The organism is Amycolatopsis sp. NPDC048633, assembly GCF_040650695.1.
Classification (GTDB): Bacteria; Actinomycetota; Actinomycetes; order Mycobacteriales; family Pseudonocardiaceae; genus Amycolatopsis.
In genome coordinates this window covers 65,466-85,910 of the sequence record NZ_JBEZHS010000003.1, presented here as the reverse complement: position 1 = coordinate 85,910, position 20,445 = coordinate 65,466, and the positions used below count along the sequence as shown (strand labels likewise).

Sequence of the window (20,445 nt, the reverse complement as noted above, 5' to 3'; positions counted from 1 at the left end):
GGTTCCTTACTCACGAATGCCGTGAAGGCCTCCTTACCGGCCATAGACGCCGATAAGGAGGCCTTCACGGACCAACGAGCTTCTTACTACGCGTCGGCCTTCTCGGCGTCGGCGGCGGGCGCCTCGGCCGGGGCGGCGTCGTCTTCCTTGACCACGATCAGGCTGATCTTGCCGCGGTTGTCGATGTCGGCGATCTCGACGCGGAGCTTGTCGCCCACGTTGACCACGTCTTCGACCTTGTTGATCCGCTTGCCGTTGCCCAGCTTGGAGATGTGCACCAGGCCGTCCTTGCCCGGCAGCAGCGAGACGAACGCGCCGAACGCGGCCGTCTTCACCACGGTGCCGAGGAAGCGCTCGCCGACCTTGGGCAGCTGCGGGTTGGCGATGGCGTTGATCAGGTCGATCGCCGCCTCCGCCGACGGGCCGTCGGCCGCGCCCACGTAGATCGTGCCGTCGTCCTCGATGGAGATGTCGGCACCGGTCTGCTCGGTGATCGAGTTGATCATCTTGCCCTTCGGGCCGATGACCTCGCCGATCTTGTCCACCGGGATCTTCACGCTGGTGACGCGCGGCGAGTACGGGCTCATCTCGTCCGGGCCGTCGATCGCCTCGGCGATGACTTCCAGGATGGTGAGGCGAGCGTCCTTCGCCTGCTTCAGCGCGGCGGCGAGCACCTCGGAGGGGATGCCGTCGAGCTTCGTGTCCAGCTGCAGGGCGGTGATGATGTCCTTGGTGCCGGCGACCTTGAAGTCCATGTCGCCCATGGCGTCCTCGGCACCGAGGATGTCGGTCAGCGCGACGTAGCGGGTCTCGCCGTCGACCTGGTCGGAGATGAGGCCCATCGCGATGCCCGCGACCGGCGCCTTCAGCGGCACGCCGGCGTTGTACAGACCCATCGTGGACGCACAGACCGAGCCCATCGAGGTCGAGCCGTTGGAGCCCAGCGCCTCGGAGACCTGGCGGATCGCGTACGGGAACTCGTCGCGCTTCGGCAGCACCGGCACGAGGGCGCGCTCGGCGAGCATGCCGTGGCCGATCTCGCGCCGCTTCGGCGAACCGACGCGGCCGGTCTCGCCGGTGGAGAACGGCGGGAAGTTGTAGTGGTGCATGTAGCGCTTGTGCGTCTCCGGGGACAGCGAGTCGATCTGCTGCTCCAGGCGAAGCATGTTCAGCGTGGTGACACCCAGGATCTGGGTCTCGCCGCGCTCGAACAGAGCGGAACCGTGCGCCCGCGGGATCACGGCGACCTCGGCCGCGAGGGACCGGATGTCGGTGAGGCCACGGCCGTCCATGCGGATCTTGTCCGTGAGGACGCGCTTGCGCATGACCTTCTTGGACAGCGCCTTGAACGCGGCGCCGATCTCCTTCTCGCGGCCTTCGAAGGCTTCGCCCTCGCCGACGCCGACCTTCTCGAGCACGGCGGCCTTGACCTGGTCGGTCGCGTTGTCGCGGTCCTGCTTGCCGGCGATCTGGAGCGCGTTCGCCAGGTCGTCGGTCGCGATCGCGGCGACGGCGTCGAAGGCGTCCTGCTCGTAGGCCAGGAAGACCGGGAACTCGCCGGTCGGCTTGGCGGCCACGTCGGCCAGCTTCTGCTGGGCGTCGCACAGCACCTTGATGAACGGCTTGGCGGCCTCGAGGCCCTCGGCGACCGAGACCTCGTCCGGCGCCTTGCCGCCCGCGGCGATCAGGTCGAGCGTGTTCTCGGTGCCCTCGGCCTCGACCATCATGATCGCGACGTCTGCACCGACGGTGCGGCCGGCGACGACCATGTTGAAGGTCGCCTTCTCCAGCTGCGACCAGGTCGGGAACGCGACCCACTGGTCCTCGATCAGCGCGACGCGCACGCCGCCGACCGGGCCGGAGAACGGCAGGCCGGCGATCTGGGTCGACGCCGACGCGGCGTTGATGGCCAGCACGTCGTACGGGTCGTCCGGGTTGAGGCTCTGGACGGTGATGACGACCTGGATCTCGTTGCGGAGACCGTCGGTGAACGACGGGCGCAGCGGCCGGTCGATCAGGCGGCAGGTCAGGATCGCGTCGGTCGAGGGACGGCCCTCGCGACGGAAGAACGCGCCCGGGATGCGGCCGGCCGCATACATGCGCTCCTCGACGTCCACCGTCAGGGGGAAGAAGTCGAAGTGGTCCTTCGGGTGCTTCGACGCGGTCGTCGCCGAGAGCAGCATGGTCTCTTCGTCGAGGTACGCGACGACGGAGCCGGCGGCCTGCTTGGCCAGGCGGCCCGTCTCGAAGCGGACGGTGCGGGTGCCGAACCGGCCGTTGTCGATCACGGCTTCGGTCTCGTGCACGGTGACTCCGGTGGAGTCGGTCATAGGGTGTTTCTCCTCTTTAGTTCCTTCTATACGGCGCGAGTCTCCCACCCTGGGACCCGCTTCGCTGAGGACGCTCGAGGAGTGATGCCGGTCTTCGATCGAAGTCCCCGGGACTCTTCCCGGGAACCACTACCGAGGACCGGCGGACGGTTCCCCGGGCGCGCTCGCGCCGTTTCTTTCTCCTGCTGGACCGAGGGGGAGCGACCGGCGGTCACTCCCCCTCGGGCAACAGCTATCGGCGCAGGCCGAGGCGCTGGATCAGCGCACGGTAACGCTCGATGTCCACCTTCATCACGTAGTTCAGCAGCCGGCGGCGACGGCCGACCAGCAGCAGGAGCCCGCGACGCGAGTGGTGGTCGTGCTTGTGTTCCTTGAGGTGTTCGGTGAGGCCGACGATCCGCTTGGTCAGCAGCGCGACCTGGGCCTCGGGGGATCCCGTGTCCGAGTCGTGCACGCCGTACTCGGCCAGGATCGACTTCTTCTCTTCGGTGGACAGCGCCACTTGTGTTGCTCCTCGAAATGATCAGTGCCGTGCGGCCCCGGACGCGGAATGAACGCCGGGAAGTCGGTCACGGCCGCCACGGACTGCAGCCGGACCCGACCTTGACGTTAGCATTCTGCTAACGTCCGGCTCTGAGCAGGGCCTTCAGGCACGGTCCAGCTCGAACGCCCGGGCCACCCGGTAGCGGGGCCCGGCCGGTTCGCGCTCGCTGGTCATCAGCACCACCTGCGTGGCCGTCCACCTGCGGCTGCGAAATTCCGACAACGCCCTGGTCCAACGCCCGGCGAGCCCCGGATCTTCCCGGGGGAACCGCGCCAGCGTCAGGTGGGGCACGTACGGCCTCGCCTCGGCACCGGCCCCCGCGGCGAGCGCGAGCGGCGTCAGCTCCGTTCCGGCGACAGTCAACCACAGCACCCCGGGGAACGTCGCGGCCTTTTCCAGCCGGACGTCGACGCCCGCCCGCCCGGCCAGCCGGTCCGCCAGCCAGGCTGCGCGGGTCTCCGGGTCGTCCGGCCCGTAGTAGGCGAGGGTGACGTGCCAGCGCTCCGGCGGCTCCCAGCGCAGGCCGTCCCCGGGGTCGCCCAGGGCCTCGGCCACCGCTTCGGCGACGTCGTCCGGCGGGACCAGCGCGCTGAACAGGACCGGCATCAGGCGCCGTGGCCCGCCCGGCGCAGCAGGTCGGCGATGGCCGGGAACTCGTCGTCGAGCCGCTTGGCGGCTTCGCCCAGGTCCTCGTCCTCGGCCAGGTCGCGCAGGTAGGCGAGGACCTTCTGGTCTTCGTTGACCACCGGGATGTTGTCGCGGCCGACGGTGGGCCGGGAGTCGCGGACGTCCTCCATCGCGGCCAGCATCGCGTCACGGTTGCCGGCGGCGACCTCGGGCACCAGGATCTTGCGCTCGAGCATGATCATCCTGGCCAGCACGACCGGGTTGCCGATCTTCGCCCGCCGCCCGCTCATCACCTGGCTGAGCATGGGGGCGCTGATGCCGAGGACCTCGGCCAGGAACGCCTGCGAAACATCGAACGCGACGACGAGGCGGCGCACCCGGTCACCGAGCGGCTCCCCGTACCACTCGCGCTGCAACGCGATGTTCCGCTGGACGATCTTGTGGTCCTCCACCAGTCCCGCTCCCCTAAACTGCTTCGTGCCGCTTGCGCACACACTGTCCGTGAGCATCTTGCCATCGCTGTCACGTGCGTGAACGCGAAATCCCGCTATTCGCCCCCGGTCGGGGCGTCCGGGGGCACGTCCAGTGCCTTTCTCGTCTCGACGACGTCGTCGTCGATCTGCGTGACCAGCCCGGCCGAGTCGGCGAACCGCACCTGGTCGCGCAGCCGGGTCACGAAGTCGATCGCCACGTGCTGGCCGTAGAAGTCCTCGTCGACGTCGAGGACGAAGGCCTCGACGGTCCGCTCGCGCCCGGAGAACGTCGGGTTCGTGCCCACCGAGACCGCGGCGCGCAACCGCCGGCTGGGGTCGGCCGAGCGGGTGAACCAGGCACTGTAGACGCCGTCGGCCGGGACGGCGGCGAAGCGCGGCGTCGACAGGTTCGCCGTCGGGTAGCCGAGTTCGTGGCCCCGGCCGTCACCGCGGACGACGATGCCCTCCAGGCGGTGCGGGCGGCCGAGCGCCTCGGCCGCGGCGACGACGTCCCCGGCGTCGATGCACGACCGGACGTAGGTGCTGGAGAACGTGATGGCCGACTGGTCCTCTTCGGACAGTTCCTTGCCCTGCAGTTCGGCGCCGTACGCGGCGAAACCGAACCGGCGGCCGAGGGTGCGCAGCATCGCGACGTCGCCCGCGGCCTTGGCGCCGAAGGTGAAGTTGTCGCCGACGATCACCGCGGCCGCGTGCAGCCGGTCGACGAGCACCTCATGCACGAACTCCTCCGGCTGCAGCCGGGACAGCTCCAAGGTGAAGGGCAGCACGCAGAAGACGTCCATGCCGAGGCCTTCGACGATCTCCGCCTTGCGCCGCAACGTGGTCAGCTGCGCCGGGTGGCTCCCGGGGCGCAGCACCTCCGACGGGTGCGGGTCGAACGTCAGCATGACGCTCGGCAGCCCGCGTTCGGCCGCCGCGGCCACGGTCCGGCTCACCAGCTCCTGGTGTCCGCGGTGGACACCGTCGAACACGCCGATGGTGACCACGCACCGGCCCCAGCCGCCGGGAAGGTCCCCCAGCCCACGCCACCGCAGCACGTCAGACTCCCGTCTCTCAGACGCCACCCTAGGCGGGCAGCAACACGACCACTGCTCGGGACACGCCTTCTTCGTCGGCCGCCAGGGCGAGCACCCGGCCGTCGGGGCCGAAGAGACCGTAGGTGCCCTCGACACCGGCGGCCGGGATGCGCTGCCCGTGGCGGATCGCCTTGGCGGACGCCGCGTCGAGGTCGCGTCGCGGGAAGGCCGCGGCGACGGCGGCGTCGAGGTCCAGGCTCAGCTCGGGCTGCTCCTCGAGCACGTCGAGCGTCTTCGCCTTCGCCAGCGTGAACGGGCCGACCGTGGTGCGCCGGAGCGCCTGGAGGTGGCCGCCGACGCCGAGGTCCGCGCCGAGGTCGCGGGCCAGCGCGCGGACGTAGGTGCCGGACGAGCACTCGACGACGGCGTCGACCTCGACGTGGTCGTCTTCGTGGCGGACGGCCAGGACGTCGAAGCGGTAGACGGTGACCGGGCGCGGCGGGAGGACGACGTCCTCGCCGGCGCGGACGCGGGCGTAGGCGCGCTTGCCGTCGATCTTGACGGCGCTCACCGCGCTGGGCACCTGCTGGATGGGGCCGGTCAGCTTGGCCACCCCAGCGGCGATGGCGTCGTCGGTGACGTCCTGGGTGGCCGCGGTCGTGAGGACCTCGCCCTCGGCGTCGTCGGTCGTGGTGCTGCTGCCGAGGCTGAGGGTGGCCAGGTACGTCTTGCGGTCCAGCGCCAGGTGGCCGAGCAGCTTGGTGGCGCGCTCGATGCCGAGCACCAGCACGCCGGTCGCCATCGGGTCGAGCGTGCCGGCGTGCCCGACCTTGCGGGTGCCCATGATCCGGCGGGCACGGGCGACGACGTCGTGCGACGTCATGCCGGCGGGCTTGTCGACGATCACGAGACCAGGCGGCGGGGCGGGACGGCGGGGCGGTTTGGGGCTCGACACGCGGCAACCCTAGCGGCCACACGTCGTGGTTCGATCAGGCCGCTCGGCCGGGCCACCATGGAGGGGTGACGGAGATCGAAGTCCGGGCCGCCCGGCCCGCCGAGCTCGAAGCGGTCGCCGCGCTCCGGTGGCGCTGGGTGGCCGACCGGGACGGCCTGCCCGGTGCCGGCCGCGAGGCGTTCGTGCGGGAGTTCGCCGCGTGGGCACGGGAGAACGCGGCCACCCACCGCTGCCTCGTCCTGGTGCGCGACGACCGGGTGCTCGGGATGGCGTTCCTGGCGGTCACCCCGCGCGTGCCGACGCCGTCGGCGTTGTCGCGGGCCGCCGGGGACGTGCAGAGCGTGTACGTCGTCCCGGAAGCCCGTGACGGCGGCCTCGGCGGGCTGCTGATCGAAGGCGTCCTGCGGCTGGCCGGGGAGCTGGGGCTGGAGCGGGTCACCGTGCACTCGTCGCCGCGGGCCGTGCCGGCCTACGAGCGGCGCGGGTTCTCGCCGGCACCGCAGCTGCTGCAGGCCGAACCGCCTGGGCCGGTCAGGCCGCCACGATCGGCGTCTCCGGCAGGGCGGCGTCCCAGCGGCGGCGGGTGATGCGCACCGGCAGCTCCTCGCCGCGGGCTTCGGCGAGGAACAGGTGCGCGCGCGTCCGGCGCCACCAGACGAGCATCCGGGACGTGCCCAGCGCCAAGATCGCGACGATCGCCAGCAGCGAGATCCGGAAGCTCCCGCCGGTCCACTGCAGCAGCACGCCGACGGCGAGGGCGGCGATGGTCGTCGCGACGAAGCCGCCGACGTTGACCACGCCGGTCGCCGTGCCGACGCGGGACAGCGGGTTGTAGTCGCGGGCGAGCGCGAAGCCGATCATCGACGCCGGGCCGCCGAGGGCGAGGAAGGCGAACGCGGGCACCAGCAGCGCCACCGGCACCTGCCCGGGCCAGCTCAGCAGCACCGCCCACAGCAGCGCGGCCCCGCCGATGTACCCGCCGACCAGCGGCATCCGCAGCGACGGGTGCCGGCCGATCACGCCGCCGAGCAGCGGCCCGCCGGCCATCGACCCGAAGACGAACACCGTGAGCAGGGCACTCGCGGTGGCCATCGACTGTCCCTGCCCCTGCACCAGCCAGGGCACGCCCCACAGCAGCGTCAGGGCGTTGGGGGCGAACATCGTGCTGAAGTGGACCCAGAAGCCCAGGCGCGTCCCCGGCGTGCGCCAAGCCTCGGCGACCTGGTGGGCGAGCTGGCGCGGGCGGACGGCTTCGCGCGCCGGCTGGACGACGCCGGCCGGGACGTCGCGGACCCGGAGCGTCACGACCACGGTGTAGAGGACCGTGACGGCGCCGGCCGCGAGGAAGGTGGGGGTCCAGCCGGCGCTGTCGAGCACCAGCGAGAGCGGGACCGTGGCGGCGAGGTTGCCGATGTAGCCGACGGCCGCGGTGAACGACGTCAGCAGCGCGTACTGGCGGCCCGGGAAGTGGGCGGCGACCAGGCGCAGCACGCTGACGAAGGTGAGCGCGTCGCCGAGGCCGAGCACGCCGCGGGCGAGCAGGCCGAGGCCGTAGGAGTGGGCGACGCCGAGCAGGAGCTGGCCGGCGCCGAGCACCAGCACCGCGACGGTGAGGACGCGGCGGGGGCCGTAGCGGTCGACCAGGACGCCGGTCGGGATCTGCATCGCGGCGTAGACGCCGACCTGCAGCACGGTGAACGTCCCGAGCGCGGCCGCGCCGACGCCGAAGCGCTCGGCCGCCTGCAGCCCGGCGACGCCGAAGGAGGTGCGGTGGAAGACCGCGAGGAGGTAGACGGTGACGGCAGCGAGCCAGATGAGCCAGGACCGGGCGGTGGCGCGGCCGGTGGCGGGCGGCACAAGTTCCTCCAGGGATTCGGCGTTCGGGGCGTGCGGACGCCTGCGCTGCCGTCCTTACTACTTGTAGCGCCTAAGCAACGACGAAACATAGCCGTTATCCCGGTGGCGTTCACCACATGGTTGTATCTGAATGTTCTTCACATTCGGGGGTGGTGTCGTGACCGGGCTGCACGGGGCGCACGCGGTGATCACGGGCGGGTCCAGCGGGATCGGCCTGGCGACGGCGGCGGCGCTGGCTTCGCGCGGCGCGACCGTGTCGCTGGTGGCGCGCGACGAATCGCGGCTGCGGAAGGCCGCGGTGTCGCTGAAGTCACGCGGGGCTTCGGTGCGGACCGCCGTCGCCGACGTCTCGTCGCAGGCCGAGGTGGAGGAGGCGTTCTCGGCTCTGGAGACGGCGGCGGGCCCGTGCGACGTGCTCGTGACGTGCGCCGGCCAGGCGCGGCCGGGCGAGTTCCTGGAGCTGGACGACGAGGTCTTCCGGCGGATGGTGGAGGTCGACTACTTCGGGACGCTGCACGCGGTCCGGGCGGTGGCGCCGTCGATGGTCCGGCGGCGGAGCGGCTCGATCGTCGCGATCTCGTCGGCGGCCGCGGTGCTGGGGATCTACGGCTACACGGCGTACGCGCCGGCGAAGTTCGCGGTGCGCGGGCTGATGGAGGGCGTTGCGGGACGAGCTGAACCCGGCCGGGGTGCACGTCGCGTGCGTGTACCCGCCGGACGTCGACACGCCGCAGCTGGCGGAGGAGAACCGCTGGAAGCCGGCGGAGACCGCGGCGATCAGCGGGACGATCCGCCCGATGGCGGCCGAGGCCGTGGCGTCGGCGATCGTCCGGGCGGTGGAACGGGAGCGGTACGCGGTCTACCCGGACCGCTCGGTGGCGCTGCTGGCGGCGCTGGGCCCGTTGGCGGCCCCGTTCCTGCGTCGCATGGTGGACCGCCGGGTCCGCCACGCCCGCCGGTCCCGCGCCTGAACCCGTCACTCACGTGTCTGGAGCCGGAACTCGCGTGATTGAGCCCGGAACTCGCGAGTTCCGGGCCTGATCACGCGAGTTCCGGGCCTGATCACGCGGGTTACGGGTTACGCGGGGCGGATTGCGCCGGTGATCGCCCAGTTTCCGGAGCGCCAGCGGACCAGCACGAACGCCAGGCGGAGGACCATGAACAGGGACAGGCCGGTCCAGATGCCCGTCAGGCCCCAGCCGAAGCCCAGGGACGCCCAGATCAGCGGCAGGAAACCCAGCGCCGCGCTGCCGAGCGTCGCGTTGCGGAGGAACGCCGCGTCGCCCGCTCCCAGCAGGACCCCGTCCAGTGCGAAGACCACCCCCGCGATCGGTTGCAGCGCCACGAAGAACCACCACGCGTGCGGGATCTCCGCCAGCACGCCCGGGTCGGACGTGAACGCGTGCGGCAGCACCCACGACAGCGCCGCGAACACCACGCCCAGGAAGCAGCCCAGCAGCAGGCCGTACCCGGTGATCTGGTTGGCGACCCCGCGCGCCTGCCGCGCCGCGTTCGCCCCCAGCGCCGCCCCCACCAGGGACTGCGCGGCGATCGCCACCGAGTCCAGCACCAGCGCCAGGAACGTCCACAGCTGCAGCACCACCTGGTGCGCGCCCACCGCCTCGGTCGACGTCCGGGCCGCGACGGCCGCCGCCGAAATGAAGCACGCCTGGAACGCCAGGCTGCGCAGCACCAGGTCGCGGCCGAGGCCGAGCTGCGCGCGCATCACCTTGAAGTCCGGCCGCAGCCCGACCTTCTCCTTGACCAGCGCGGCGAAGAACAGCGCCGCGGAGATCACCTGCGCGACGACGTTCGCGATCGCCGAGCCCTCCAGCCCGAGCCCGGCCCAGTAGACCAGCACCGGGCAGAGCACGGCCGAGATCCCGTTGCCCGCCAGGACGTACCGCAACGGCTTCGCGGCGTCCTGCACCCCGCGCATCCAGCCGTTGCCGGCCATGGTCACCAGGATCAGCGGCGCCCCGAACAGCGCGATCCGCACCCACGACACCGCCGCGCCCGCGATCTCGTCGCTGCCCGAGAGCACCCGCGTGATCGGCCAGGCCAGCAGCTGCCCGGCGACCAGCACGAAGAGCCCGACGAACACCGCCAGCCACGTCGCCTGCACGCCCTCGCGGACCGCGTCGGCCCGGCGGCCGGCACCGTGCAGCCGGGCGGTGCGCGACGTCGTGCCGTACGACAGGAACGTCAGCTGGCTCGACACCTGGGCCAGCACGACGCCGCCGAGCGCGAGCCCGGCCAGCGGCAGCGCGCCCAGGTGGCCGACCACCGCGGTGTCGACCAGCACGTACAACGGCTCGGCGGCCAGCACCCCCAGCGCGGGCACGGCCAGGCCGAGCACGCGCTTCGCCGGGATCCGCTCCGGCTCCTCCACGTTCACCACGAACCGGACTCTAACCGCCGGCACCGACATTCCTGACCGGTGGGAACCCGCCGTCGGGTCACAGCAGCGGTGCCCGCTCCAGGGCGGACCGCAACCCGGCCAGTACCTCCTCGGCGGGGCCCGCGATCGTGCACCCGGCGGCCTGCCGGTGCCCGCCGCCGCCGAACTCCGCCGCCACCGCCGAGACGTCGATTCCCACCGACCGCAACGAGATCTGCCACTGTCCCGGATTGGCCAAGTCCTGTTTGAGCACCGCCGCGACGGCCGCCTCGCGCACCGAGCGGATGACGTCGATCACCGACTCGACCTCTTCGGCGCGCACCGTCCGGGCCGCGTCCTCACGCACCACCGCGTGCACGAAACCCCGGCCCTGCGCGGCTTCCGGCTCCAGCTCGGCCTCGCGTAGCACCGACGACAGCATCGGCAGCCACGTGAACGGCCGCTCGTCGACGATCCGCCGCACCACCGCTTCGGCGTCGACGCCCGCCTCCAGCAGCCGCGCCGCCATCCGGTGCGTCTCCGGGCTCGCCCGCCGGAATCCACTCGTGTCGGTGACGATCCCGGCGTAGATCCCGCGCGCGATCGGCTCGTCGAGCTCGACGCCCAGCGCGTCCAGGATCCGGAACACGAGGATCGCGCTGGCTTCGGCGGTCTCGTCGACCACGTTGCAGCCGCCGTAGAACGAGTTGGTCGCGTGGTGGTCGATCACGAGCACGGCGCCGGCGAGCTCGACGCGCCCGGCGAGCCGGCCCAGCCGCTTCGGCACCGGCGTGTCGACGCAGACCAGCAGCGCCTCGGTGTCCGGCAGGTCGTCCGGGTGGGTCAACAGGCCGTCCTCGTCGAGCCACCGCAGCGTCTCCGGGGCCTCGTCCGGCTCGCCGAAGGAGACGCGCACCTTCGCGCCGCGCTTGAGCAGCGCCCGGCCGAGGGCGAGCGCGCTGCCGAGGGCGTCCGCGTCCGGGCGGACGTGGCCGAGCACGGTCACGTCGGTGGCCGACGCGAGCAGCGCGGCCGCGTCCCGGATGTCCTGCGCCGAAGTAGGGGTCACGGTGCGTCACGCTACGCTCTGCGGGATGCCTGAGTACGTGATCCTGGTCCACCCGTCCGCCAATCGGGTCTACGCCGCCTCCTCCCCCGCGCTGCTGCGCGCCGAGCTGGCGGTCTTCGGCGCGGCGCTGTCGGTGGAGCTGTCCGGGATCGAGGAGCTCGAGCTCGGCGGCGTCGGCTACGTGCGCTTCACCAGTTCGGCGCCCCTGGGTGAGCGCGACCTCGCGCTGTTGTCGAACCTGTCGTCGCTCTACGCGCTGTTCGAACTGGGTGACGGCGTCCTGCGCCCGGTCACCGTGACGCCACTGGCGAAGGCCGACTCGGACCTGCTGACGATCCAGAAGTACGCGGGCAAGACCAACGAGTCGTTCACGAAGCTCCTGCTGAACGTCACGCTGCTGGCCACCGCCGATCCCTTCTCGGACCAGCCGAAGTACCTGCTCGACCCGCTGTGCGGCCGCGGCACCACGCTCAACCAGGCGATGATGTACGGCCTGCACGCCACCGGCCTGGACGTCGACGCCAAGGACTTCGAGTCCTACGAGGCGTTCATCAAGACGTGGCTGCGGAACAAGCGCGTCAAGCACACCGCCGGCTCGGGACAGCTGCGGCGCAACAAGGTCCGGCTCGGGCGCCGGCTCGACATCGAGTACGCGCTGAGCAAGGAAGACTACAAAGCGGGCGACACCCGCAAGCTCACCTACTTCCAGGCCGACACGCTGACGACCGACGAGGTGCTGCGGGCGAACTCCTGCGACGTGATCGTCACCGACGCGCCGTACGGCGTGCAGCACGGCAGCCACGGCGAAGCCGGCCTGCAGCGCAGCCCGCTCGACCTGCTCGCGGCGGCCGTCCCGGTGTGGACGCGGGTGCTGCGGCCCGGCGGGGCGCTCGGCATCTCGTGGAACACCACCGTGCTCCCGCGCGAGGACCTCGTCGAGGTGCTCGGCAAGGCCGGGCTCGACGTCCGCGAAGGCGGCCCGTGGGCGGAGTTCACCCACCGGGTGGACCAGGCCATCCTGCGTGACCTGGTCGTCGCGGTGAAGCCCGCCTCCTGAGTCGACAAGGCGCTACTGGGTGAGCTCACCCTTCACCGGCGCCTGCCCGTTCTCTTCCGGCGCCGCGGTGGGAGCGGGCGGCGGCGTGGTCAGGCCGCGCTTCACCGAGTCCAAGATGGACAGTCCCTGGCCGACGAGCCCGGCGGCCATCTCGCCCAGGCCGTCGGCGCCGTTGAGGATGTTGACGTTCGCGCCGGCCAGGCCGCGCCCGGCCTCCTTGACGATCTGCGGCAGCTGGTCGATGAGCATCCGGTCGAGCGCGACCCGGTTGTTCGACGCGGCCGCCTCCGCCTGGACGCGCATCTTCTCCGCGTCGGCCAGCGCCAGGATGCGGATCCGCTCGGCCTCCGCGTCGGCCGGCTTGATCACCTCGGCCACCAGCTGCTGCTGCCGCAGCTCCGCCTCGCGCTGGGCCAGCTCGGTGCGCGCGTCGATGACCTCCTGCTGCGCCTTCGCCTGCGCGAGCGGCCCGGCCTGCGCCGCCTGGGCCTGCGCCGCCTCGACCTCGGCGCGGTACTGCGCCTGCACGATCGACGTCTGCCGGGCGTACTCCGCCTGCGTCCGCTGCGACTCCTGCTCGGCCTCGGCCGCCCTCTTGTTCGCCACGGCCTGGGCGATCTGGGCGTCCCGCTGGATGGCGGCGTTGTGCGGCGCGGCCATCGCGGCGATGTAGCCGAGCTTCATGTCGTCGATCGACTGGATCTGCAGCGCGTCGACGGACAGGCCGATCTTCGCCATCTCCACCGCCGAGCCGTCCAGCACCTCGGTGGCGAGCTTCTGCCGCTCGGTGATGATCTCTTCGACGGTCATCGACCCGATGATCGAGCGCAGGTGACCGGAGAAGATGCGGCCGGTCAGCACGGACATCTGGTCCTGGTCGGAGAGGAACCGCTGGCCGGCGTTGACGATGCTCTCGGTGTCGTTGCCGACCTTGAACGCGATCACCGCCCGCACCGTGAGCGCGATGGCCTGTTTCGTGACGCACACTTCGGTCACTTCGGCCTCACACATGGAAAGCGTGAGGAACCGGACTTTCCGGAACACCGGCATGACGAACGCGCCGTGTCCGGTGACGACCCGGAACGGCGACGCGCCCTTGCTGCTCTTGCCGCCCGAAATCAGCATCGCCTCGTTGGGGGCCGGCACGCGATAACCGAACATCGACTGTCCTTAGACGAACACTAGGAAGTGGGTTCTGGCGTGGTTTCCGGGACGTCCCACGCCACGACGTCGACCGTGCGCCGTCCGCGGGTTTCGACGACCAGGACGGTCGTCCCCTTCGGCAGCTCCGTGTCGGACCAGGCCAGGAAGGTTTCCAAGCCACCCCGGATCCTGATCAGCACCTCCCCGGGTCCCCGCTGCCCGCGGGTGCCGACCAGGAGGACTCCGGTGCGGCCCGACGGCGACAGGTCGGAGTGCATGTGCCGGCCTCCCTCGTCCGCCCGCCTCGACGCGGGGCACCCCCGCTACCCCATTGTGCTCCCGGCGGGCGGGGCGGCGCGGCACTGTGAGGTTCCGATCAGGGGGCAACCGGACAGAGCGCCCAAGCGTGAGGAATCCGGGATCGGCACCGGCTTGGCTATACTCCGGGCCGTGACGGTCGAGCAACGCCCCCTGCGCGCGGACGCCCGGCGCAACCGGGAGGCGCTGGTCGCGGCGGCGCGGGAGGTGTTCGGCGCCAAGGGCGTCGACGCCCCGCTCGACGAGATCGCCCGCCGCGCCGAGGTCGCGATCGGCACGCTCTACAACCGGTTCCCGACGCGGACGGACCTCGTCGAAGCGGCGTTCCTGCCGACGCTGGTGGAAGCCCAAGCCGTCACCGAAGAGGCCCTCGCCCTCGACGACCCCTGGGACGGTTTCGTCCTCTTCCTCGAACGGTCGATCCTGATGCAGGTCAGCGACCGAGGCTTCACCGAGGTCTGCTCGCGGGTCTTCGACCCGGCGTCCGGGCTGGAGAAAGCCAAGCAGGCCAACGCTTCCCGGCTGAACCGGATCATCACCCGGGCCCAGGAGGCCGGGGCGTTGCGGCGGGACTTCCGCGGCGAAGACCTGGCGATCGTGTTCGCCGCGGCGACGGCGTCCCCCGACTGGCGGCGCGCGCTCGGCATGGTCCTCGACGGGCTGCGCGCGCGATGACCTGGCTCGCGGACACCCGCACGTCCTACGACACGGTGGCTTCGAGTTATGCCGAATTCGTGGCGGACGCTCTGTCTTCACAGCCGCACATGAAGGCGGCGCTGACGCTGTTCGCGGCCGAGGTCGACGGACCGGCGGTGGACGTCGGCTGCGGACCGGGACAGTTCACGGCGTACCTGGACTCGCTGGGCGTCGACGCGTCCGGCATCGACCTTTCGCCGGCGATGATCGAGATCGCGCGCCGGAACCACCCGGGGCCGCGGTTCGAGGTCGGCTCGATGACGGACCTGCCGCTGCCCGACGCGTCGATGGCGGGCGTGCTGGCGTTCTGGTCGCTGATCCACGTCCCGGACGACGACGTCCCGGTGGCCCTCGCGCACTTCCGGCGCGTGCTGCGGCCGGGCGGGCTGCTGGTGATCGGCTACCACGTCGGCGCGGGAACGCGGCTGAAGACCGAAGGCTACGGCGGGCACCCGATGCGGGTCCACGTCCACCTCCGGCAGCCGTGGTGGCTGGCCCGGCGGGTGCGGAAGGCGGGGTTCACGATCGAGGCGGAGTGGGCGCTCAACCCGGAAAAGGAAGTCTCGCAAGCGATCCTGTTCGCCCGCGCGTCTGCCTGAATAGGTGACCGCGAGCCTTCGACGACCTCGCGTTCGCCGAAGGCCGGCGGTCACCGGCCCGATGCGGGCCGCGTACCGGTCAGATGCATTCCCAGCGACTGCAGTTCTGGGTGATCCCGGAGGCGAACATGCTGGACGGGTAGTTGTAGACGTAACCGTGCGACTGGTAGGTGATTCCGGTTTCCGTCGAGCCGAAGTACCCGGTGTAGCAGCTGGTCTGCCCCTGGGAGACTTCGGCGTTCCCGCCGTCGGCACTCGCGCAGGTCAGGCGGCCTGCCATGCTGCCGTGCAGGTAGACGTCGATGAAGGCGTTGGCCCACTGGCCCGCCCCGAGCGCCTTGTCGAGTTTGAGCTGCGCCCAGTACTGGTTGCACGAGTTGACGTAGGTGTAGACCTTGCCGATCACGGCGCCGTTGCCGTGGTTGACGACGTCGGCCGACCGCAGCACCCAGCCCGCGGTCGCGCAGCTGCCCGGGGCCGCGGACGCGGTGGAACCCGACAACAGCAGGCCGCCCAGCGCCACCGCGAGACAGAGCCAGACATGCAGGATTCTCTTCATGGGTAGAGTCCTTCCGTTGCCGACATTCCGGTGTTGCACGCTTGGCGGCACCCGGTGGTTTAGTCGGTCAGGACAGCCGCTGTCCCACGAACTTCAGGACCTCCGGCAGGATCCCCCGCCAGTACTCGTCCTCGTGCTTGCCCGGCGAAAACCTCGACACCGCCGGGTTCACCGCCTTCACCAGTTTGCGATCCGCGCCCAGGAACGGGTCCGACTCGCCGCACCAGACGCCGAGCTGGCCCGCGCGCAGCTCTCCCGTGTGCAGCAACGGTTCCTCCGCACGCCAGTTGTCCTCGCCGGAGAACACCTTGCGGCTGCGAGCATCCGGCCAGCTGACGAACAGCGCCGCGCTCGCCGTGGCGACCGCCTTCAGGTCGGGGTGCGCGCGGGCGAAGCGCAACGCGCCGAAGCCGCCCATGGAAATGCCGAACACCGCCGAGGCCGGACGCAGGTCGCGGCCCGCCAGCCAGCCCGGGACCTCTTCGGTGAGCATGCGCTGCGGGTCGTCGCCGGAACCGACGTCGACCCAGTAGTGGTCGCCGTCGACCGCGGCCACCGCGAACGGCGGAACACCCGCGCGGACCGCCGCCGTCAACGCCGAGGGGACGCCCAGTTCGATGAAGGTCCGGGCGCGAGCGCCGCGGCCGTGCAAGGCCACGCACACCGGCAGCCCCGACGACGGGACGCCTTCGGGGGTGATCAGGACCAGGTCGACGTCCGTGCCGCGGGCGGCCGAGCGCATGCGCTGGACCGTCACCGGGTCGCGCAACGCCGCCGGGTGGGTCGGCACCGGCACCGCCGGCGGGCCCGGTGGCGGCCCGGACGGCGCCGACGAGCAGCCCGCCAGCAGCGCGAGGGCGCTGCCGGCGAGCAGGCCGCGGCGGGAGAGCACGGGGGTCAGCCCCGGCTCTCCTCCTCCGCGAGCTCGTCTTCGTCTTCGGTTTCGCGGGGGGCCTTGTACGGGTCGGGTTCGCCCGCGTGCTGGGCCCCCGCCGAACGCCGCGCGACCTCCGCGTCGGCCTCACGGGCCTTTTCGAGCAAGGCCTCGATCCGCTTCGACTCTTCGGGGATCGTGTCGGCCACGAACGTCAGGGTCGGCGTGTAGCGGACCCCGGTGCCCTGCCCGACCATCGTGCGGAGCATGCCGCGCGCCGATTCGAGCGCGGCGGCGGCACCGGCGAAGTCCGGGGGGACGTCCAGCTTCTCGCCGAGCACCGTGTAGTACACCGTGGCGTCGTGCAGGTCCCCGGTGACCTTCGTGTCCGTGACGGTCACGTAGTCCAGCCGAGAGTCCTTGACCTCGTGCTCGATCGCGGACGCCACGATCTGCGAGATCCGCTTGGCGAGCTTGCGGGCCCGAGCAGGATCAGCCATGTCTTTCTCCTAGTCTTCTGGACCGAGCAGCCGGCGGCGCGCGGTGAGCAGCTCGAACTCCGGCCGGCTGGCCACGTACCGCTCACACGAGTCGAGCACGTCACGGACGTGCTCGCCACCTTCGGCGACCACGGCCACCCCGATGAGGGTCCGGCGGTGCAGATCGGTGTGACCGGCTTCGGCCACCGACACGGCGAAGCGCTTGCGCACCTCGGCCAGCACCGGGCGGACCACGGATCGCTTCTGCTTCAGCGAGTGAACGTCACCGAGCAGGATGTCGAGCTCCAAGGCTCCGACGAACATAAGCAATGTGGTGGTGTCGTAGGGAATGGGAAGCGAAGACCCCGGGTGCGCGGTGCGAAACCGCACACCCGGGGACACTCGCCTTACGCGCGGGGCTTCTCGCGCTGCTCGTACGTCTCGATCGAGTCGCCGACCTTGAGGTCGCCGTACGAACCGAGCGTCAGACCGCACTCGTAGCCCTCGCGGACCTCGACCACGTCGTCCTTGAACCGCCGCAGCGAGCTGACCGGCAGGTTCTCCGCGACGACAGTGCCGTCGCGCAGCAGCCGGGCGCGCGCGTTGCGCCGGATCTCGCCGGACATGACCAGGCAACCCGCGATCGTGCCGATCTTGGAGGACTTGAAGACCTCGCGGACCTCCGCGCGGCCCAGCTCGACCTCTTCGTACTCCGGCTTGAGCATGCCCTTGAGGGCCTGCTCGATCTCGTCGATCGCCTGGTAGATGACCGTGTAGTACCGGACGTCGACGCCCTCGCGGGTGGCCCGCTCGGTCGCCTTGCCCTGGGCCCGGACGTTGAACCCGAGGACGATCGCGTCGGACGCGGTCGCCAGGTCGATGTCCGACTCGGTCACGCCACCGACACCGCGGTGGACCACGTTCAGCTCGACCTCGTCGCCGACGTCCAGCTGCAGCAGCGAGGCTTCGAGAGCCTCGACGGTGCCCGAGTTGTCACCCTTGATGATCAGGTTGAGGCTGTTCGTCTCCTTCAAGGCGGAGTCGAGGTCCTCGAGGCTGACCCGCTTGCGGCGCGACGCGTTGAGCGCGTTGCGCGTACGAGCGGCACGGCGCTCGGCGATCTGCCGGGCGACGCGGTCCTCGTCGACCACCAGGAAGGTGTCGCCCGCACCCGGCACCGAGGTGAACCCGATGACCTGGACGGGACGCGACGGCAGCGCCTCGGTGACGTCGACGTTGTGCTCGTCGACCATCCGGCGGACGCGGCCGTAGGCGTCACCCGCCACGACCGAGTCACCGACGCGCAGCGTGCCGCGCTGGACCAGGACGGTGGCCACCGGGCCGCGGCCGCGGTCGAGGTGCGCCTCGATCGCGACACCCTGGGCCTCCATGTCCGGGTTGGCCCGGAGGTCCAGAGCGGCGTCGGCGGTCAGCAGGATCGCCTCGAGCAGACCATCGATGTTGATGTTCTGCCGCGCGGAGATCTCGACGAACATCGTGTCGCCGCCGTACTCCTCGGCGACCAGGCCGTACTCGGTCAGCTGCTGCCGGATCTTGTCCGGGTTCGCGCCTTCCTTGTCGATCTTGTTGATCGCGACCACGATCGGGGCCTTGGCGGCCTGCGCGTGGTTGATCGCCTCGACCGTCTGCGGCATCACACCGTCGTCGGCCGCCACCACGATCACCGCGATGTCGGTCGAGTTGGCACCACGGGCACGCATGGCGGTGAACGCCTCGTGGCCCGGGGTGTCGATGAAGGTGATCAGGCGCGGGTTGCCTTCGAGCTCGGTCTCGATCTGGTACGCACCGATGTGCTGCGTGATGCCGCCGGCCTCGCTCTCGCGGACCTTCGTCTTCCGGATCGTGTCGAGCAGTCGGGTCTTACCGTGGTCGACGTGACCCATGATGGTCACGACCGGCGGCCTGACCTGCAGATCCTCTTCGCCACCCGCGTCGTCGCCGTAGGTGATGTCGAAGGTCTCCAGCAGCTCGCGGTCCTCTTCCTCCGGCGAGACGACCTGAACCGTGTAGTTCATTTCGCCGCCGAGCAGCTCGAGGATGTCGTCCGACACGGACTGCGTCGCGGTGACCATCTCGCCGAGGTGGAAGAGCACCTGCACCAGCGAAGCCGGGTTGGCGTCGATCTTCTCGGCGAAGTCGGTCAGCGAAGCACCCCGCGGCAGCCGGATCGTCTCGCCCTGCCCCTTGGGCAGGCGGACGCCGCCGACGCTGGGCGCCTGCATGTTGTCCATGTACTCCTGGCGCTTCTGCCGCTTCGACTTGCGGCCCTTGCGCGAGGGACCACCCGGGCGCCCGAAGGCACCCGCGGTGCCGCCACGGCCACCGGGGCCACCACGGCCACCGCCGCCGCCACGGAAACCGCCGCCGCCCGCCGGGGCACCGGTGCCGCCACCCGGGCGGAAACCGCCACCGCCACCGCCACCGGCACCACCGGGACCGCCGCGGAAGCCACCGCCGCCGCCACCGCCACCGGGACCGCCGCGGAAACCGCCACCGCCACCGCCACCGGGGCCGCCACGGGCGCCGCCACCAGGGCCGCCCCGAGCGCCGCCGCCGGGACCACCGCGGGCGCCGCCGCCGGGACCGGCCGGGCGCTGCGTGCGGCCCGGCATCATGCCGGGGTTCGGCCGCGGGGGCATGTTGCCCGGGCTCGGCCGGTTGCCACCCGCGCCACCACCGGGCCGCGGGGCCGGACGGTCACCGCCGCCACCGGTACCACCGGGACGCGGCGGGCGGTTGTCGCCGCCCTGGCCGCCACCGGGACGCGGTCCCTGCGGACGCGGCGGGGCGCCGGAACCGACGCCGAACGGGTTGTTGCCGACCCGCGGGGTGCGCGGACCGGGCTTCGGGCCGCCGGGCTTGGGGCCCTGCGGCTTCGGCGGGACGACCGAACCGGTGTTGCCCGAGGGCGCGGCCGGGGTCTCCTGCTTGGGAGCGGCAGGCGTCTCGGCTTTCGCCGCCGGGACCTGCTCCTGGGGAGCGGGCGCGGCGGGCTGCTGACGCGGGCCGGGCCGCGGGCCGGGACCCGAGGGACGGGAACCCGGTGCGGCGGCCGGCTTCGAAGCCGGTGCCTGCTGCTGCGGAGCCGCCGGAGCGGCCTTCACCGCGGGCGCCTCCTGCGGGGCGGGCGTCGCGGGCTTGGCGGGCGCCGAAGCGCCCGGCTTGGCGGCCGGGGGCCCGGGACGGGCCGACGGACCGGGGGTCGGTGCGGGCTTCTTGGCGCCCTTCGGCGCGTACGCGTCCCGGAGACGGCGGGCGACGGGCGCCTCGACCGTGGACGACGCGGACTTCACGAACTCGCCCTGTTCCTTCAACTTGGCGAGAACGTCCTTGCTGGTGATGCCGAGCTCCTTAGCGAGCTCGTGTACGCGGGCCTTGCCTGGCACAGCTCTCCTCATCTAGGGGAGGCCAGGCGGAGAACCCGCTG

21 protein-coding genes and 1 pseudogene are annotated in these 20,445 nt (G+C 71.6%); 6 read left to right on the top strand and 16 right to left on the bottom strand.

Annotation, left to right across the window (positions count from 1 at the left end; genetic code table 11):
- Positions 1 to 86 precede the first annotated feature (86 nt).
- The 6 genes from AB0C38_RS09055 to truB all read right to left on the bottom strand — a co-directional run bounded on the left by AB0C38_RS09055 (position 87) and on the right by truB (position 5,966).
- Complete coding sequence (locus tag AB0C38_RS09055) at positions 87 to 2,330, bottom strand: polyribonucleotide nucleotidyltransferase (RefSeq protein ID WP_360668964.1); 2,244 nt, start codon at positions 2,328 to 2,330, stop codon at positions 87 to 89.
- Positions 2,331 to 2,562: 232 nt separating this feature from the next.
- Positions 2,563 to 2,832 carry a 30S ribosomal protein S15 gene (gene rpsO / locus AB0C38_RS09050; protein ID WP_020646025.1) on the bottom strand — a complete coding sequence of 90 codons (270 nt, stop codon included), beginning with the start codon at positions 2,830 to 2,832 and terminating at the stop codon, positions 2,563 to 2,565.
- A 144-nt stretch (positions 2,833 to 2,976) separates the two neighbouring features.
- Positions 2,977 to 3,480 carry an RNA 2',3'-cyclic phosphodiesterase gene (gene thpR / locus AB0C38_RS09045; protein WP_360668959.1) on the bottom strand — a complete coding sequence of 168 codons (504 nt, stop codon included), beginning with the start codon at positions 3,478 to 3,480 and terminating at the stop codon, positions 2,977 to 2,979.
- Positions 3,480 to 3,953, bottom strand: coding sequence for a helix-turn-helix transcriptional regulator (locus tag AB0C38_RS09040; protein ID WP_360668957.1), 474 nt, complete (start codon positions 3,951 to 3,953; stop codon positions 3,480 to 3,482). The genes thpR and AB0C38_RS09040 overlap by 1 nt, the downstream gene beginning before the upstream one ends.
- A gap of 95 nt (positions 3,954 to 4,048) precedes the next feature.
- Positions 4,049 to 5,032, bottom strand: coding sequence for a bifunctional riboflavin kinase/FAD synthetase (locus AB0C38_RS09035; protein ID WP_360668954.1), 984 nt, complete (start codon positions 5,030 to 5,032; stop codon positions 4,049 to 4,051).
- 28 nt (positions 5,033 to 5,060) lie between these two features.
- On the bottom strand, positions 5,061 to 5,966 hold the full coding sequence (gene truB / locus AB0C38_RS09030; protein ID WP_360668951.1) for a tRNA pseudouridine(55) synthase TruB: 906 nt from the start codon (positions 5,964 to 5,966) through the stop codon (positions 5,061 to 5,063).
- A 65-nt stretch (positions 5,967 to 6,031) separates the two neighbouring features.
- Between truB and AB0C38_RS09025 the strand changes: the two genes are divergently transcribed.
- Positions 6,032 to 6,553 (top strand): GNAT family N-acetyltransferase, encoded by a 522-nt coding sequence (locus AB0C38_RS09025; RefSeq protein WP_360668948.1) that lies wholly within the window; start codon positions 6,032 to 6,034, stop codon positions 6,551 to 6,553.
- On the opposite strand, the gene AB0C38_RS09020 is transcribed toward AB0C38_RS09025, so the two are convergent.
- Positions 6,498 to 7,823 carry an MFS transporter gene (locus AB0C38_RS09020; RefSeq protein ID WP_360668945.1) on the bottom strand — a complete coding sequence of 442 codons (1,326 nt, stop codon included), beginning with the start codon at positions 7,821 to 7,823 and terminating at the stop codon, positions 6,498 to 6,500. The two genes, AB0C38_RS09025 and AB0C38_RS09020, sit on opposite strands and share 56 nt — an antisense overlap.
- 130 nt (positions 7,824 to 7,953) lie before the next feature.
- Here AB0C38_RS09020 and AB0C38_RS09015 point away from each other — a divergent pair.
- Positions 7,954 to 8,472 (top strand): annotated as a pseudogene (locus AB0C38_RS09015) (SDR family NAD(P)-dependent oxidoreductase); the annotation flags it as partial.
- Positions 8,473 to 8,485: 13 nt separating this feature from the next.
- On the top strand, positions 8,486 to 8,794 hold the full coding sequence (locus AB0C38_RS09010) for a hypothetical protein (RefSeq protein ID WP_360669969.1): 309 nt from the start codon (positions 8,486 to 8,488) through the stop codon (positions 8,792 to 8,794).
- A 107-nt stretch (positions 8,795 to 8,901) separates the two neighbouring features.
- On the opposite strand, the gene AB0C38_RS09005 is transcribed toward AB0C38_RS09010, so the two are convergent.
- Both AB0C38_RS09005 and AB0C38_RS09000 read right to left on the bottom strand, forming a co-directional pair.
- Positions 8,902 to 10,254: an MATE family efflux transporter gene (locus tag AB0C38_RS09005; protein WP_360668942.1), complete on the bottom strand. Its 1,353-nt coding sequence runs from the start codon at positions 10,252 to 10,254 to the stop codon at positions 8,902 to 8,904.
- A gap of 28 nt (positions 10,255 to 10,282) precedes the next feature.
- On the bottom strand, positions 10,283 to 11,272 hold the full coding sequence (locus tag AB0C38_RS09000; RefSeq protein ID WP_360668939.1) for a bifunctional oligoribonuclease/PAP phosphatase NrnA: 990 nt from the start codon (positions 11,270 to 11,272) through the stop codon (positions 10,283 to 10,285).
- 25 nt (positions 11,273 to 11,297) lie between these two features.
- On the opposite strand from AB0C38_RS09000, the gene AB0C38_RS08995 reads away from it, so the two are divergent.
- The gene (locus AB0C38_RS08995; protein WP_360668936.1) at positions 11,298 to 12,329 is read left to right on the top strand and encodes an SAM-dependent methyltransferase; all 1,032 of its coding nucleotides are present in this window, start codon (positions 11,298 to 11,300) and stop codon (positions 12,327 to 12,329) included.
- Positions 12,330 to 12,341: 12 nt separating this feature from the next.
- Here the strand turns inward: AB0C38_RS08995 and AB0C38_RS08990 are convergent, their stop codons facing one another.
- Positions 12,342 to 13,490 carry an SPFH domain-containing protein gene (locus AB0C38_RS08990; protein ID WP_360668934.1) on the bottom strand — a complete coding sequence of 383 codons (1,149 nt, stop codon included), beginning with the start codon at positions 13,488 to 13,490 and terminating at the stop codon, positions 12,342 to 12,344.
- 20 nt (positions 13,491 to 13,510) lie between these two features.
- Positions 13,511 to 13,750 carry a hypothetical protein gene (locus AB0C38_RS08985; RefSeq protein ID WP_360668931.1) on the bottom strand — a complete coding sequence of 80 codons (240 nt, stop codon included), beginning with the start codon at positions 13,748 to 13,750 and terminating at the stop codon, positions 13,511 to 13,513.
- Between the two features lie 172 nt (positions 13,751 to 13,922).
- Here AB0C38_RS08985 and AB0C38_RS08980 point away from each other — a divergent pair, with 172 nt between their 5' ends.
- Together AB0C38_RS08980 and AB0C38_RS08975 are read left to right on the top strand one after the other, a co-directional pair.
- A complete protein-coding gene (locus AB0C38_RS08980) occupies positions 13,923 to 14,465 on the top strand; it encodes a helix-turn-helix domain-containing protein (protein WP_360668928.1) in 543 nt (180 codons plus the stop codon).
- Entirely contained in the window at positions 14,462 to 15,085 is a 624-nt protein-coding gene (locus AB0C38_RS08975; RefSeq protein WP_360668925.1) for a class I SAM-dependent methyltransferase, read from the top strand. Before AB0C38_RS08980 ends, AB0C38_RS08975 begins: the two co-directional genes overlap by 4 nt.
- A 79-nt stretch (positions 15,086 to 15,164) precedes the next feature.
- Here the strand turns inward: AB0C38_RS08975 and AB0C38_RS08970 are convergent, their stop codons facing one another.
- From AB0C38_RS08970 to infB, 5 genes are all read right to left on the bottom strand, one after another.
- Entirely contained in the window at positions 15,165 to 15,644 is a 480-nt protein-coding gene (locus AB0C38_RS08970) for a hypothetical protein (RefSeq protein WP_360668922.1), read from the bottom strand.
- A 67-nt stretch (positions 15,645 to 15,711) separates the two neighbouring features.
- Positions 15,712 to 16,536, bottom strand: coding sequence for an alpha/beta hydrolase-fold protein (locus tag AB0C38_RS08965; protein WP_360668919.1), 825 nt, complete (start codon positions 16,534 to 16,536; stop codon positions 15,712 to 15,714).
- A gap of 5 nt (positions 16,537 to 16,541) precedes the next feature.
- Positions 16,542 to 17,018 carry a 30S ribosome-binding factor RbfA gene (gene rbfA / locus AB0C38_RS08960; protein ID WP_360668916.1) on the bottom strand — a complete coding sequence of 159 codons (477 nt, stop codon included), beginning with the start codon at positions 17,016 to 17,018 and terminating at the stop codon, positions 16,542 to 16,544.
- Positions 17,019 to 17,027: 9 nt separating this feature from the next.
- A complete protein-coding gene (locus tag AB0C38_RS08955; RefSeq protein WP_155545954.1) occupies positions 17,028 to 17,321 on the bottom strand; it encodes a DUF503 domain-containing protein in 294 nt (97 codons plus the stop codon).
- A gap of 83 nt (positions 17,322 to 17,404) precedes the next feature.
- Positions 17,405 to 20,404, bottom strand: coding sequence for a translation initiation factor IF-2 (gene infB, locus AB0C38_RS08950; protein ID WP_360668913.1), 3,000 nt, complete (start codon positions 20,402 to 20,404; stop codon positions 17,405 to 17,407).
- Positions 20,405 to 20,445 lie beyond the last annotated feature (41 nt).

What these genes read in the sequence shown, in the direction of transcription:
- AB0C38_RS08995 (WP_360668936.1), top strand. Translation starts at nt 11,298, where the DNA reads ATGCCTGAGTACGTGATCCTGGTCCACCCGTCCGCCAATCGGGTCTAC.
- thpR (WP_360668959.1), bottom strand. Translation starts at nt 3,480, where the DNA reads ATGCCGGTCCTGTTCAGCGCGCTGGTCCCGCCGGACGACGTCGCCGAA.
- AB0C38_RS08970 (WP_360668922.1), bottom strand. Translation starts at nt 15,644, where the DNA reads ATGAAGAGAATCCTGCATGTCTGGCTCTGTCTCGCGGTGGCGCTGGGC.
- AB0C38_RS09055 (WP_360668964.1), bottom strand. Translation starts at nt 2,330, where the DNA reads ATGACCGACTCCACCGGAGTCACCGTGCACGAGACCGAAGCCGTGATC.
- AB0C38_RS08990 (WP_360668934.1), bottom strand. Translation starts at nt 13,490, where the DNA reads ATGTTCGGTTATCGCGTGCCGGCCCCCAACGAGGCGATGCTGATTTCG.
- rbfA (WP_360668916.1), bottom strand. Translation starts at nt 17,018, where the DNA reads ATGGCTGATCCTGCTCGGGCCCGCAAGCTCGCCAAGCGGATCTCGCAG.
- AB0C38_RS08985 (WP_360668931.1), bottom strand. Translation starts at nt 13,750, where the DNA reads ATGCACTCCGACCTGTCGCCGTCGGGCCGCACCGGAGTCCTCCTGGTC.
- AB0C38_RS08975 (WP_360668925.1), top strand. Translation starts at nt 14,462, where the DNA reads ATGACCTGGCTCGCGGACACCCGCACGTCCTACGACACGGTGGCTTCG.
- AB0C38_RS09005 (WP_360668942.1), bottom strand. Translation starts at nt 10,254, where the DNA reads ATGTCGGTGCCGGCGGTTAGAGTCCGGTTCGTGGTGAACGTGGAGGAG.
- AB0C38_RS08955 (WP_155545954.1), bottom strand. Translation starts at nt 17,321, where the DNA reads ATGTTCGTCGGAGCCTTGGAGCTCGACATCCTGCTCGGTGACGTTCAC.